The sequence below is a fragment of the Marinospirillum minutulum DSM 6287 genome (genome assembly GCF_000422325.1).
GTDB classification, from domain to species: domain Bacteria; phylum Pseudomonadota; class Gammaproteobacteria; order Pseudomonadales; family Halomonadaceae; genus Marinospirillum; species Marinospirillum minutulum.
Genome location: NZ_AULO01000008.1, coordinates 144,858 through 158,632, shown reverse-complemented (window position 1 = coordinate 158,632; position 13,775 = coordinate 144,858). Strand labels below are relative to the sequence as shown.

Annotated in this window: 14 protein-coding genes and 1 tRNA gene; 6 read left to right on the top strand and 9 right to left on the bottom strand. The window is 42.6% G+C overall.

Annotation, left to right across the window (positions count from 1 at the left end; all coding sequences use genetic code 11):
* Window positions 1-10 precede the first annotated feature (10 nt).
* The 4 genes from accC to dsbD form a co-directional block, all read right to left on the bottom strand.
* Window positions 11-1,351 carry an acetyl-CoA carboxylase biotin carboxylase subunit gene (accC, locus tag H571_RS0100785; protein WP_027847636.1) on the bottom strand — a complete coding sequence of 447 codons (1,341 nt, stop codon included), beginning with the start codon at window positions 1,349-1,351 and terminating at the stop codon, window positions 11-13.
* Between the two features lie 53 nt (window positions 1,352-1,404).
* On the bottom strand, window positions 1,405-1,854 hold the full coding sequence (gene accB, locus H571_RS0100780; RefSeq protein ID WP_027847635.1) for an acetyl-CoA carboxylase biotin carboxyl carrier protein: 450 nt from the start codon (window positions 1,852-1,854) through the stop codon (window positions 1,405-1,407).
* 38 nt (window positions 1,855-1,892) lie between these two features.
* Window positions 1,893-2,351 (bottom strand): type II 3-dehydroquinate dehydratase, encoded by a 459-nt coding sequence (gene aroQ, locus H571_RS0100775; protein ID WP_027847634.1) that lies wholly within the window; start codon window positions 2,349-2,351, stop codon window positions 1,893-1,895.
* A gap of 238 nt (window positions 2,352-2,589) precedes the next feature.
* Complete coding sequence (gene dsbD, locus H571_RS0100770; protein WP_027847633.1) at window positions 2,590-4,485, bottom strand: protein-disulfide reductase DsbD; 1,896 nt, start codon at window positions 4,483-4,485, stop codon at window positions 2,590-2,592.
* Between the two features lie 133 nt (window positions 4,486-4,618).
* Here dsbD and H571_RS15690 point away from each other — a divergent pair, with 133 nt between their 5' ends.
* From H571_RS15690 to H571_RS13725, 6 genes are all read left to right on the top strand, one after another.
* Entirely contained in the window at window positions 4,619-5,014 is a 396-nt protein-coding gene (locus H571_RS15690; RefSeq protein ID WP_425411336.1) for an IS1595 family transposase, read from the top strand.
* A gap of 404 nt (window positions 5,015-5,418) precedes the next feature.
* Entirely contained in the window at window positions 5,419-6,627 is a 1,209-nt protein-coding gene (locus tag H571_RS13735; protein WP_051168041.1) for an IS91 family transposase, read from the top strand.
* Window positions 6,628-6,695: 68 nt separating this feature from the next.
* Window positions 6,696-7,448 carry a hypothetical protein gene (locus H571_RS15370; RefSeq protein WP_051168040.1) on the top strand — a complete coding sequence of 251 codons (753 nt, stop codon included), beginning with the start codon at window positions 6,696-6,698 and terminating at the stop codon, window positions 7,446-7,448.
* An 87-nt stretch (window positions 7,449-7,535) separates the two neighbouring features.
* On the top strand, window positions 7,536-8,333 hold the full coding sequence (locus H571_RS0100755) for a PhzF family phenazine biosynthesis protein (RefSeq protein ID WP_027847632.1): 798 nt from the start codon (window positions 7,536-7,538) through the stop codon (window positions 8,331-8,333).
* Between the two features lie 135 nt (window positions 8,334-8,468).
* A complete protein-coding gene (locus H571_RS0100750; protein WP_027847631.1) occupies window positions 8,469-9,713 on the top strand; it encodes an AAA family ATPase in 1,245 nt (414 codons plus the stop codon).
* 141 nt (window positions 9,714-9,854) lie between these two features.
* A complete protein-coding gene (locus H571_RS13725; RefSeq protein ID WP_051168039.1) occupies window positions 9,855-10,067 on the top strand; it encodes a hypothetical protein in 213 nt (70 codons plus the stop codon).
* 33 nt (window positions 10,068-10,100) lie between these two features.
* On the opposite strand, the gene H571_RS0100740 is transcribed toward H571_RS13725, so the two are convergent.
* From H571_RS0100740 to H571_RS0100720, 5 genes are all read right to left on the bottom strand, one after another.
* A tRNA-Met gene (locus tag H571_RS0100740) sits at window positions 10,101-10,177 on the bottom strand.
* A gap of 63 nt (window positions 10,178-10,240) precedes the next feature.
* Window positions 10,241-11,335: a redox-regulated ATPase YchF gene (ychF, locus tag H571_RS0100735; protein WP_027847630.1), complete on the bottom strand. Its 1,095-nt coding sequence runs from the start codon at window positions 11,333-11,335 to the stop codon at window positions 10,241-10,243.
* Between the two features lie 17 nt (window positions 11,336-11,352).
* A complete protein-coding gene (gene pth, locus H571_RS0100730) occupies window positions 11,353-11,940 on the bottom strand; it encodes an aminoacyl-tRNA hydrolase (RefSeq protein ID WP_027847629.1) in 588 nt (195 codons plus the stop codon).
* 108 nt (window positions 11,941-12,048) lie between these two features.
* Window positions 12,049-12,693, bottom strand: coding sequence for a 50S ribosomal protein L25/general stress protein Ctc (locus H571_RS0100725; protein WP_027847628.1), 645 nt, complete (start codon window positions 12,691-12,693; stop codon window positions 12,049-12,051).
* Window positions 12,694-12,816: 123 nt separating this feature from the next.
* Window positions 12,817-13,764, bottom strand: coding sequence for a ribose-phosphate pyrophosphokinase (locus H571_RS0100720; RefSeq protein WP_027847627.1), 948 nt, complete (start codon window positions 13,762-13,764; stop codon window positions 12,817-12,819).
* Between the last annotated feature and the right edge of the window lie 11 nt (window positions 13,765-13,775).

Genomic DNA, 13,775 nt, shown 5'->3' with positions numbered 1-13,775 from the left:
ATGCTAGGTTTTAAATACTTAGCATTTTTTCTAGGTAGTGAATATTAACGCCGCCTTTTTCAAAATGGCTATCACGTACTAGTCGTTTGTGAAGTTCAGTATTGGTTTTAATGCCTTCAACGAGCAGCTCATCGAGTGCGCCACGCATTCTAGTTAAAGCTGCTTCACGATCTACACCCCAAGTAATTAGTTTACCAATAAGTGAATCGTAGAAAGGTGGCACGCTATAACCACTGTAAATGTGTGAATCCATACGCACACCTAAACCACCAGGTGCATGGTACATGGTGATTTTGCCAGGTGATGGCATAAAAGTTTCTGGGTCTTCAGCATTAATGCGGCATTCAAATGCATGGCCGACTACTTGAATGTTTTCTTGACGCAAGCTTAGCTTTTTACCAGAAGCAATCATTAATTGCTCTTTTACAATATCAACACCCGTTACCATTTCCGTAATGGGGTGCTCAACCTGTACTCGTGTGTTCATTTCAATAAAGTAGAATTCGCCATTTTCATAAAGGAATTCAAAAGTACCTGCACCACGGTAGTTAATAGCTTTGCTGGCATCTACACAGGCAATTAAAACTTTACGGCGAGCTTCTTCATCTAGGCCTGGTGCTGGTGCTTCTTCTATAACTTTTTGGTGGCGGCGCTGTAAAGAGCAGTCACGGTCATAAAGGTGAACAGCGTTGCCCTGACCATCTGCCAAAATTTGAATTTCTACGTGGCGTGGATTTTCTAAAAACTTTTCCATGTACACAGTGCTATCGCCAAAAGCTGCGCCCGCTTCTGCTTTAGTAACATGCACAGCATTTAAAAGTGCCGCTTCAGAATGAACCACGCGCATACCACGACCACCACCACCAGCAGCAGCTTTGATAATAACAGGCAGGCCAATTTTTCGAGCCATGGCTAGAATTTCATCGCTATTATCCGTTAGCGGACCATCAGAACCGGGTACGGTAGGTACACCCGCTTTTTTCATGGCAGCTATGGCAGCTACTTTGTCACCCATAATGCGGATGGTTTCAGCTTTAGGGCCAATAAATACAAAGCCAGACTGCTCTACTTGTTCAGCAAAATCAGCATTTTCAGCCAAGAAGCCGTAGCCAGGGTGAATAGCCGTAGCGTCCGTCACTTCACAGGCCGCAATAATGGCTGGAATGTTTAGGTAGGACTGAGTTGAAGCAGCTGGGCCAATGCAAACAGCTTCATCTGCTAGACGAACGTGCATTAAATCTTTGTCAGCCTTGGAGTGAACTGCAACAGTTTTGATGCCTAGCTCGCGGCAGGCACGTAAGATACGCAGTGCTATTTCACCACGGTTAGCAATAACAACTTTATCAAGCATTCTTATCCCTCATGGCGGTTTATATTACCGCTGCATTGAAGTGGGCGGTTGACTTAGGCAAGCAAAACTAATGGCTGGTCAAACTCTACAGGCTCACCATCTTCAACTAAAATAGCTTCAACAACACCATCTTTATCTGCTTCAATTTGATTCATCATCTTCATGGCTTCAATAATGCAGATGGTATCGCCTTTCTTAACTGTTTTGCCTACTTCAACAAATGCACTTTCACCTGGCGCTGGTGAACGATAAAAAGTACCCACCATAGGTGATTTAACTTGATGACCGGTTGCAACAGGTGCTTCAGCTGTAACCGGAGCAGCGGCGGCAGGTGCAGCAGCAGGCGCTTGCTGGTAAACAGGTGGTTGCTGATAAACAGCAGCAGGGGCGCTTGTTGAATGACGGCTAATGCGCACTGCTTCTTCGCCTTCAACAATTTCGATTTCGCTGATGTTTGACTCTTCAAGCAATTCAATTAGTTTCTTTACTTTACGAATGTCCATAGTTTTCTCTAGATAGGGGGGTTAAAAGATTTGATGTTTTATAGTTTGGTTTTTTGGGTTTTACTTAGTTGCTTAGCTGCTGCTTGCAAGGCTAGGTGATAACCCTGAGTGCCTAGGCCGCAAATAACGCCCTGAGCAAGATCAGAAAAATACGAGTGCTGCCTAAAGGGTTCACGTGCATAAACGTTAGAAAGGTGGATTTCGATAAACGGAATAGCAACACCTGCTAAAGCATCACGCAAGGCTACACTGGTATGAGTAAAAGCTGCTGGGTTAATTAAAATATAATCAACCTTTTCTACTAAGGCTTGATGTATGCGATTGATTAGCTGATGTTCAGCATTGCTTTGAAAACACTCTAACTGAAAGTTTAACGAAAAAGCTTCCTGTATAAGCCCTGCATGAATCTCATCTAAGGTTTCGTAACCATAGATATCAGGCTCACGCTGCCCTAAAAGGTTCAAGTTAGGTCCTTGAAGCAGAAGAATTTTTATCATCGTAAACTTTTTAATCAACTAGTGAGTTTTAATTAGCATCAATTTACTTACAGCGTAACTGAAATGAAACCAAGTTAAAGTATTTTCATACTTTAACGACCATTGAACTTTCAGCTAAGATCTATAGCGGTGGTGAAGTTTGCCTAAAGTCAAACTTTTTGTCCAGTTCTAGACTGTTTAACTTTGTTTACTGCAAGTTAAACAGATGTTTGAAGAAGTTAGGAACAAAAAGAAACAATTAGTTTTTTGCTTGGTTAAAAGCTGTCAAATGCTTGAGTAGCTCTTTTGCATTAACCTCGCCCTGAATTCGCCAATCACGCCATTCTTTCCCTTCATTAAAAAACATCAAGGTGGGTGGGCCAAAAAGTTGGTGGTTATTTAGCCAAGCTTTGGTGTCTGGAGCAATTTCAGTTAGATCAAATTTATAGCGGTTGATACCAGTTAAAGCTTGTTGAATATCTTCACGTGGAAAAACTTGTGCTTCCATTACCTTGCAGGAAATACACCAGTCAGCATAAAGGTCAATAATGATAGGTTCACTACTGGTTGCTATTAATGTTTCTATTTCACTAAGCTGATTAATAAGAGGCACTGCAACGGGTTCTTGCGCTGTTGCTTCAGCTTTAGCTAAACCCTTTAAAGGCTGTAAGGGGTTGCTGTTGCCTGCTAAAGCACCCACCAATAAGCTAGCACCGTAAATAATAAGCACTAGACCAAGACTTAGACGTAGCTTTTGCAGGCCTGCTTTGGCAGCAAAATTTAGGCCACCCATAAATACACCTGTACCTAAAGCTAGGCCTGCCCACATCAACATAGAAATGCTTGCTGGTAAAAGGCGATCAATTAACCAAGCGGCCATTAATAACATGAGCAAGCCGAATACGGCTTTAACTTGATTCATCCACCCGCCAGCTTTGGGTAACCAGTGAGCACCAAAAGTACCAGTCAAAATAAGCGGCACACCCATACCTAAACCCAGCATAAATAAAGCTAAAGAACCCAAGCTTGCATCGCCTGTAGTGGCTATAAAAGCTAAAGCACCTGCTAGCGGTGCAGTTAAGCAAGGTGAAACTATAAGGGTAGATAAAGCGCCCATTAAGGCAACATTAACTAGGGTGCCACCTTTAGGTTGTTGTAAGGATTGTAGGCGTTGGTCTAACCAAGTGGGTAGGCGTAATTCCCAAGCACCAAAAAGGGCGAGGGCTAAAAGAGCAAATAAAATTGCAGTGGGAATAAGTAGCCAAGGCGATTGCATGGCTGCTTGTAGGTTAACGCTGGCACCAAATAACCCCATCAGTGCGCCAATAGCAGCATAAGTAAGCGCCATACCTAGCACATAAGCGCTGGATAACAATAACCCACGGGTTTTAGGCTCTTTTTCAGTGCTTTGTCCTTTGCCAATAATAATAGTGCTTAAAATGGGCAGCATGGGTAAAACACAAGGCGTAAAAGTAAGCCCTAAACCAGCAATAAAAAATAAACCGAGTGTTAACCAAATTTCACCCGAGCCTAAAAGGTCAGTTAATTGACTGCTGGTACTGGTTGGTGGTGCTATAGGTGCACTAGTTGTTGAGTTAGTTTGGCTAGTAGTTGCTAGTAGCCGGGGTTTGGCACTAGTGTCTAGTTTAGCTAGGTTAACTTGGAGGTTTTGCTTTTGTGGTGGGTAGCAAAGCCCTGCATCGGCACAGCCTTGATAATGAATGGTTAAATTAAGCTGGTTATTTTGGGTTTTACCACTCAGCAAACCAGCTAGCTCAACTTGATTGTAATAAACTTGAGTAATGCCAAAATATTCATCTTCGTGGCTAAGCGCGGGAGGAAACTCAGTTTTTTCTAGGGTTAAACCTGCGTTGTCAGCTAGTTCTATTTTTAGTTTATCTTGGTAGAGGTAATAGTTAGGGGCAATATCCCAAAGCACAAACACTTGACTGCCTTCAACCCAGGCTTGGGCTTTAAAGGCCTCTTCAGGGCGCAAGAATTCAGGTTGACTAGAAGAATTACTTAACCAAGAAGTAAAGCGATTACCGTTTTCTTTGCTAAGTGGATTAGCTGTTAAATTACTTGTAGTAATTGTTAGCCAGCAAAGAATAAAAAGTAAAACTATGCGTGAAGGGGAAAGTTTGCCTAAAGTCATTAAAAAAGATTCCAGTCAAGGTGTTGGTTGCTAAGATGTGACCAAAAGATCTTAACTAGGTTCCCCTAGAAAGCTAGTAGATTAGCTAGTTGTTTGAAATTTTTTGGAAAAGCCCCGCTGGCCGGATGGGCTTATTTATCCTAAGTGTGAAGTGATATCACAAGTGCAGCGGAGTAGTCGTGGCAACCACGATAATCTAATGCCATTCATTAAAGTCTCCATTACTCCAGAGTTTCTCATTCATACCGATGGCTCTCCTGCTTACCGCCAAATCAAAGAAAATGGATACGAGCACAGACAAACAGTTCACCTTCGCTCAACCACACCAGCTCATGAGTCTATGCCAGGCGTTCACCGAGTCGCATCACTTTTGCAACGTTGGATGATGGGTACGCACCATGGTGCAGTCCAGCCAAGACAATTGGATAATTACCTTAACGAATATGTGTTTCGATTTAATCGCCGTAAGTCAAAATCAAGGAGCTTACTATTTTATCGCTTACTTCAGCAAGCCGTTGTGACAAAGTAGCGAGTAAAACCTGTAAATTAATAGCTGTAGAGCTAAGGGAATACCCCGTTTATTTATACAGTCCATTTTAGTTGAGGTCTTAAAATATGCTTGTTTTAAACCTTGGTCTTGCTCAATCTTCTGCTAGATATTTATTTAAAGCTTTAAGAAGCAAGTGCTTATAAAATAATAGAGCAAGTTAGTGTGCATGCTATTAGCAGGATAGGCGGCATGCTTGAATTGCCACCAAAGGTTAGCTTGTTATTATTGGATTTAGCTTTAGTATTGAACGACTTAAAATTATTTTGAAAAGGCAAGCCCAAGTAGCAAAACGAGCATGCTTACTAATACGCTGTTGCACATAGCCGCTACGCGTCAGAATGCGTAAGATTGGAGTGCTTAAACAATAATGGAGGGCAAAGGATATGTCCAATCGGGCCATACAAAAACTGTTTTTTTGTTTCTCTGACCAACTTAAGAAAACCCAACAACCGCTTAAAAATCTTAAAGCGATTGATGCATTAACCCATTGCCGAACACCGGCGATGGGTGCCAGTTATTACCGCTGTCAATCTAACCATGCCGAAGTAGAGCAGCTTCACTCGTGCCGTCATCGTAGCTGTTATGTCTGTGCTCATAAACAACGCCTTGAATGGATTGAAAAACAAAAAGCACGATTACTCAATGTGCCACATTTTCATGTGGTTTTTACCTTGCCCCATGAATATTTACCCGTATGGCGTTATAACGAAGCACTATTTGCTCGTATTCTATTTAAAGCCAGCCAAGAAACCTTACAGCAACTGCTAGCACAGCAGAGCCATGGCGGTGTAACCCCCGGAATTTTAATGGCACTGCATACTTGGGGGCGACAACTTACCCTTCACCCTCATACTCATTGCTTAGTCACAGCCGGTGGTCTTGACTTAAACAATAACTGGAAGGCGTTGGGAAATTACCTCCTACCTAGTGCGGTGATTCGTTCCCTGTATCGTGGCAAGCTGCAATCCTTAATTAAGGTAGCGTTTGATGATGGCGAATTGATCTTGCCGCCAACACTTTCAGTAGCGCAGTTTTGGGCGATATATCGGCGTTTGTATAAAAAGCATTGGTGTGTACGTATTGAAGAACGCTATGCACATGGTAAAGGCGTGGTGCTTTACCTAGCACGTTACTGCAAAGGCGGCCCTGTTGACCCGCGACAATTAAAAGAGATGAACGCCGATACTGTGACGATGAGCTACCTAGATCACCGTGATAAACGCATTAAACAACAACTTAAGCCAATGGATTTTATAACCCGACTACTCCAGCATGTTCCCCCGACAGGCTTACATACCCTTCGTTATTATGGGTTATATGCTCCAGCGAGTAAGTTACGGTATCAGCGAAGTCGTCAACAATGCGGCACGGTAGAGCAGATGCCCAGTGCAAGTGGAGTTGACCGGTTAACTATGGTAATTTATTGCCAAACCTGTGGTGTACCGGCGCAGTTAAAACGTCGTTGGTGGTCACGCAGGTCAAAAGGAAATTCCATTAATATTAATAGAGAAGCGCTGAAAGTTCGAGCCAGCCGCTCTGTGCAACAAGTTGATGAACCGCACCTTGCCGCTATTTTTTATAATACTTCTTAAAACCCAGAGTTTTTTTTGGAGCGACAAGGGCGGTTATCTCAGCGTTAGGCCCATATAGAGAGTTCTTAATGTTTTCAAGAAGAAGCATATTAGCGTTGGTAAACGCACTTAACTTCCGTACTCATGATGAAGTGGAAAGGTTTTCAATAGAATTCGAGTTGGAAAGCGTTATATCCGGTCAGTGGATAAAGGAAAAAGAAACTTCGATTACGAAATATTTGGTCGAGAACGGAAATGCCAAAACGCAATCAGGAGCTCCGTTCGTAGTTGATGTCGTGGAGTATCTATTACGGGATCGGTCAAACTGCGCTAATACTAAAGCACTTGAGAATGCACTGGCAAAAGATGGGTACGAGCTAACGGAATCATCTGTCCGTAAATCGCTACCATCAGCTATACCGCTACTTGAGTCTGAAAACAAACTTGTAGAGATATTGAATAGAAGAGGACTTAACGTTGCAATAGGTCATTATGAGCAGGCCATAGCGGCTCATGGCCGTGGTGATTGGGCTGCTGCAAATGCGCAGATGCGATCATTTGTTGAAGATTTTTTTAATCAGTGCCATGCGTTATTGAGTGCAGGTTCCGGAACAACCACACAGCAACGAAAAGAAGACCTAGCACGAACTGGTTTTTTTGCATCGCAGTACAATGAATTTCTGAATAATGGCACTGGCTTCGTAGAAGGCTTTTGGAAGCGTTTGCATCCGCAAGGTTCACATCCTGGGCTTTCTGAATCGGCAGATTCATCATTCAGGTTACATTTAGTGCTTCTGGTTTTACATCATTACGCCGAGAGACTGGATGCCCAGTTGGCCTAACAAGTGGCTGTTGTCGGACGTAACTACGCTGCGCTCCGTCACGCCGCAAAGCCAAGCGTTAGAAATCATTGGAATTCGGAGAGTTGAATGGAAATCGAAATAACTGTGGTAGATGCTTTTACAGATTCTGTTTTTGGCGGGAACCCAGCAGCAGTAATTATTACCGATGAGTGGCTATCCGACGATTTAATGCAGTCCATAGCGGCAGAAAATAACCTTTCTGAAACGGCCTTTCTAGTTTCAGAAGATGCATCAACCTACCAGATTCGGTGGTTTTCACCTCTTACCGAAATCACTTTTTGCGGACATGCAACATTGGCTTCTGCTTTTGTATTGTTTAAAAAACAGACTAAATTGGCCAGCATTAAATTTTCAGCCAAAGCAGTTGGAGAATTATTGGTCGAGAAAACCGAGGCAGGTCTGGTTCAGATGAACTTCCCGAATACCAAGCCTGAAAAGGTTGAAATTATCCCGGATGACCTGTCATCTGGCCTCTCTATACCGCCGGTAGATGTCTATTGTAACTCGCAAGCCTATTTTGTGGTTTACGAATCTGAAACCGAAGTGTTGTCTGTACAACGCAATAACGAGACCTTAAAGAAACTAAGGCCCCGTGATGTTGTCGTTACCAGCACGGCTGAAGCCAAGAATTATGATTTCATTTCCAGATACTTTTGGCCTGCTAATGGGGGCGACGAAGATCCGGTAACAGGATCAATTCATACAGGTTTGGCTCCGCTCTGGGCTGAGCGGCTTGGGAAAAATGATCTTGTTGCCTATCAAGCTTCTAAACGAGGTGGTGTGCTTAACTGTTCGGTGTCGGGCGAGAGAGTGATTATTTCTGGCAATGCTGTTCAATACTTAAGCGGAACTATCACAGTTTAACGACACAAATTTCTAACAAAAGCAGGCACGGCGACGCCTACTACATTGCGCCTTCGGCTCCATTTCGTAGGCGCGCATGCTGCAAGCGTTAGTTGCTCGTGTGTAATACCGATAAAAATAGGAATTCAAGATCAAATGAGTGAACGTAAAAAAATTACAGAAGTTTTCACGCCAAGAATGAGTGAGGTTAACTCATTAATGTATGTGGATCGGCCGTTTCATGAAAAGTTACTTGTCCGAGCAATGAGTAGAAATTCACATACACTGCTTTTCGGCGATAGTGAGAATGGTAAATCTTGGTTGTACAAAAAAGTCTTGGGCGAAAACAATATTCCTTTTGTTGTAGCAAACTGTGCGAATGCCTCACGTCTTAAATCTTTAACGCAAGAAATATGTAATTCGATTATTGAGCCAGGGACTATAAAAAAACTTGGTTTCAGTGAAGAGAAAGCAGCTGAAGTTAATGCTTATTTTGCAAAAGGTGGATTGAAACACACTGGTGATTTTGATGTAGCTCAAGATGAGCCGCTTTTAGAGGCTTTCAAGCTTTTCGCTGAAGCTACATCAAAAAAAAAGATATTAGTTTTAGATAACTTAGAATCAATTTTTGATTCTGAAGAACTAATGAGGGAGTTGGCGGATATTATTATCCTTCTGGATGATAGTCGCTATGCAGCATGCAATATAAATATCTTAATTGTAGGTATTCCAAATGGGGTTCTACAATATTTTAGGGAAACAAAGAATTCCGAATCGGTATCAAACCGAATAAGTGAGATCGACAAGGTTGCAGGCCTCGATTCAGGCCAGGTTATGGAAATAATCCAAAAGGGTTTTAAACAGCTCGGTATTCTAACCACAGGCGCATCCTTAATAGAAATATCAGACCATGTGTGGGAAGTTACTCTTGGGATCGCCCAGCGCGTTCATGAGTATTGTGAAGTTCTCGCATACGCAATTGAAGAAAATGAATGGAAGTATGAATCCAGCTTGGTAGAAGAAGCCGATAGAGACTGGCTTATCCAAGGCCTTCGTCAAAGCTATCAGGTAGTTGAAGGTCATTTAAATAGTCGAGAAACCGCTGTAGCTCGAAGAAACCAAATTATATTTTGCATTGCAAAAGTAAGAAGCCATCAGTTTGATTCATCCGTTATAGATGGGCTTATACGCAAGGAATTCCCACAGACAATTCCAGAAACAAATATGGGTATTGGATCAATTTTAGGTGAGCTTTCAAAAGGCACTAGTCCATTATTAAACAAGAATGAGGCTGCAAACAGTTACTCGATAAGAGATCCTAGATATCTTATGTGCATTAAACTAGTACTTTATAAAGACTCTACTCACCAAAAAGTAATAAAACGTGATTTCCTGCGATAAAGCAACTAACAAGGCCATTAAATTCGTTCCCGGCGGTCGCCGGACGCTCGCAAGCTCGCGCCGTTTATGGCGGCGTTCAGGCTGTAGAAAAACCTCTTTAATTGTGGTTTGATTGGATTTTCAGATAACGAGGGCATGAGGATGGCTCGATTCAAGCATTACGACTATAACCAGCAGACGATGGTGGTAATTAATTATCTTGAACAGCTTCAGCTTGGCACCTTCGAATTTGCTCTGCATTATCTAATCTCTGAAAAACTCGATCTGTCTGCTTTTCACCAGCCTTATAAAAATGATACCGAAGGTCGCCCAGACGTAAGCGTTCATTCTAGGGCGTTCTTGACTCACACCTAAATAAGCTATTTAACTTCTTTAATTAGAAGAAGTTGGTGGCTATGCCCTGATTTGAACAGGGGACCCCATCATTATGAGTGATGTGCTCTAACCAACTGAGCTACATAGCCAAAAACAGGTCAAGATTTTAGGCTTGGCAGCCGAAACTGTCAAGCCTATTTAGAATTGCTTAACTAGACATTAAAGCGGTAGTGCATTACATCGCCATCTTTGATGATGTATTCCTTGCCTTCTAAACGCCATTTACCGGCTTCTTTAGCGCCTTGTTCGCCTTGGAATTGTATAAAGTCTTCATAGGCGATAACTTCGGCACGAATAAAACCTTTTTGGAAGTCGGTGTGAATAACGCCAGCACCTTCCGGTGCGGTTGCGCCTTCTTTAACTGTCCAAGCACGTACTTCTTTCACACCAGCGGTAAAATAAGTGTGCAAGCCAAGTAATTCATAACCAGCACGAATCACGCGGTTTAAGCCAGGTTCATCTAACCCCATGGTTTCAAGAAACATTTCTTTTTCTTCTGGGTCGTCTAGCTCGGCTATTTCTGCTTCAATTTTATTGCACACAGGTACAACCGCAGCATTTTCTTCTGCGGCAATTTCTCTAACAATATCTAGGAAAGGATTGTCTTCAAAGCCTTCTTCGCTAACGTTAGCTATGTACATGGTAGGCTTAAGTGTTAAGAAGCCATAAGCTCTGACTAGGTGCTTTTCATCGGCAGTTAAACCAAAGCTGCGTAGGGGTAAGCCTTCGGCAACATGCGGTAAAATACGCTCTAAAATTTCTTTTTGTGCTATGGCTTCTTTGTCGCCACCCTTGGCAAAACGCGCTAATTTTTGAATGCCTTTTTCGACTGAATCTAAGTCAGCCAAGGCAAGTTCCATATTAATAATTTCAATATCGCTGCGTGGGTCTACTTTGTTCGCCACATGAATAACGTTATCATCTTCAAAACAGCGAACCACGTGAGCAATAGCATGAGTTTCACGAATATTGGCTAGAAACTTGTTACCTAAACCTTCACCTTTGGAAGCGCCTTCAACTAGGCCTGCTATGTCTACAAACTCCATGGTGGTAGGCAGGGTTCTTTCTGGTTTTACAATTTTAGCTAGCTCATCTAAACGTGGGTCGGGTACTGCAACCAAGCCACTATTGGGTTCGATAGTACAAAAAGGAAAGTTTTCAGCTGCAATACCTGATTTGGTAAGAGCGTTGAATAAGGTCGATTTACCAACGTTGGGCAGACCGACGATGCCACAGTTAAAACCCATAAGGTATATCCTTCATATTAGTCTGCTTTAAAAGCATGCAGTTGATTCATAGCGGCGTTGAAATCGCCACGAATAATTTTGTCTAGATGGCGTTCTGCTTCATCCAGCGCTGCATTAATGCAAAGCTGCTCGCCCTCGGGTGCTTTACCTAAAACATAGCCAGTCACTTTATTGGCCTGACCAGGGTGGCCTATACCAACTCTTAAACGATAAAAGTCTTTATTGTTACCTAGTGCGCTAATGGTGTCACGCAGACCATTGTGTCCACCGTGTCCACCCCCCTTTTTTAAGCGGATGGTTCCTGGTGGTAAATCTAACTCATCATGAACCACTAAAATTTCTTCTGGCATTAATTTGTAGAAGTTAGCTAAAGCAGCTATGGCTTGGCCGCTGCGATTCATAAAGGTGGTTGGAATAAGTAGGTGTAGGGTTTGTCCCGCTAAAATAATTTGGCTGTGTAAGCCAAAAAATTTACTGGCATTTAAGCTATTACCACTTGCTTCTGCAAGTTTTTCTACTAACCAGCTACCAGCATTATGTCTGGTGTGGGCATATTCTTGTCCGGGGTTACCGAGTCCGACCACTAGTTTAATTTTGCTATTCATGGTGCAGCTTATCCGGAAAGCTCTATTAGGTAGATGTGAAAAACCCAGGTGACTCTAGGTAGAAAAAAGTAGAGTCGCCTGGGTTGTAAAGCAGGTTGCTAACTGAAGTTATTCAGCTGCTGGTTTTTCGTCTTCAGCTGCTGCATCTGCTTCATCTTCTTCATCAGAACCACCACGCTTAGCGTTAACTGTTACTACACCACTATCGTGGCCATGTGCAACAGTAATAATTTCTACGCCTTTAGGTAGTTTGATATCAGACAAATGAATGGTTTGTCCTACTTCTAAATTGGCAACATCAACCACTAGGTTATCGGGTAAATCTTGCGGTAGGGCTGTAATTTCAACATCGTTCATTTGACGCAGTAACATACCACCTTGATTTTTAACACCAACACAGTTTTCTTCATTCTCTAGTTGGAAAGGAACAAGAATGTTAACTTTAGTTTTGTTATCTACGCGCTGGAAATCAATGTGCATTATTGTATTAGTTTTGAAAGGATGGCGTTGCATATCCTTAATAATAACTTTATCAGCTTTACCATCAATTTTTAGGTTAAGAACAGAGGTGTAAACTGCATCGTCAAGTTCTAGGATGCGGTAGAATTCGCGCTGTTCTAGAGCAATTGACTGAGGCTCTGCAGTACCACCATAGATGATTGCAGGAATAAATTTGTTTTCACGACGTAGGCGGCGGCTCGCACTCTTACCTAAATCTGTACGTACTTTAGCTTCAAAATTAAATTGTGACATAGTGTTGTCCTCGTGGACTGCTTAATAAAAGAAAGAACAGGCATCCGCGACCAGATCACCTGTTTTTCACATTACCCCTAAAGGGGATACTTTTAATGGCTTGGTTCGCTTTAATCTATTGGACTAAGAACGGAACATAGCGCTAATGGACTCTTCATTGCTTACACGGCGTACCGCTTCTGCTAGAAGACCCGAAATAGTTAGCTGGCGAATCTTACCACACTTCATTACTTCATCACGGATAGGAATGGTGTCGGTAACAATGAGTTCGTCTAGCAAAGAGTTAGAAATATTGCTTATGGCTGCACCTGAAAGAATTGCGTGAGTTGAATAGGCTACAACACGTTTTGCACCACGGGCTTTAAGTGCTTCAGCTGCTTTGCAAAGTGTGCCAGCGGTATCAACCATATCATCTACAAGTACGCAGGTACGGTCTTTAACATCACCAATAATGTGCATCACTTGGGCTTGGTTAGCTTGAGGGCGACGTTTATCGATAATGGCTAGGTCAGTATCATTTAGCTCTTTGGCAATGGCGCGAGCACGAACAACACCACCTACGTCTGGTGAAACAACGACCATATTTTCGTAGTTTTGACGTTCTATGTTGTCAAGTAGGATAGGTGAACCGTAGATGTTATCTACTGGCACATCAAAGAATCCTTGAATTTGGTCGGCGTGTAAGTCCATTGTCATTACACGGTTTACGCCAGCGGCGCACATCATGTCAGCAATAACCTTGGCAGAAATAGGTACACGCGCTGAACGCACTCGGCGATCTTGGCGTGCATAACCAAAATAGGGAATAACAGCAGTAATACGATGTGCTGAAGCGCGACGTAAAGCGTCAACCATTAGGATAAGCTCCATTAGGTTGTCGTTAGTTGGCGCACAGGTGGACTGAATAACAAAAACGTCTTTACCACGTACATTTTCGTTGATTTCAATGGCAATTTCACCATCGCTAAACTGACCGATAGTTGCATCACCCATGCGAATGTCTAGGCAGGCAACTACTTTACGACCTAGTTCAGGATTAGCATTACCGGAAAACACCATCAAGTTGGACACGTACTCACCTT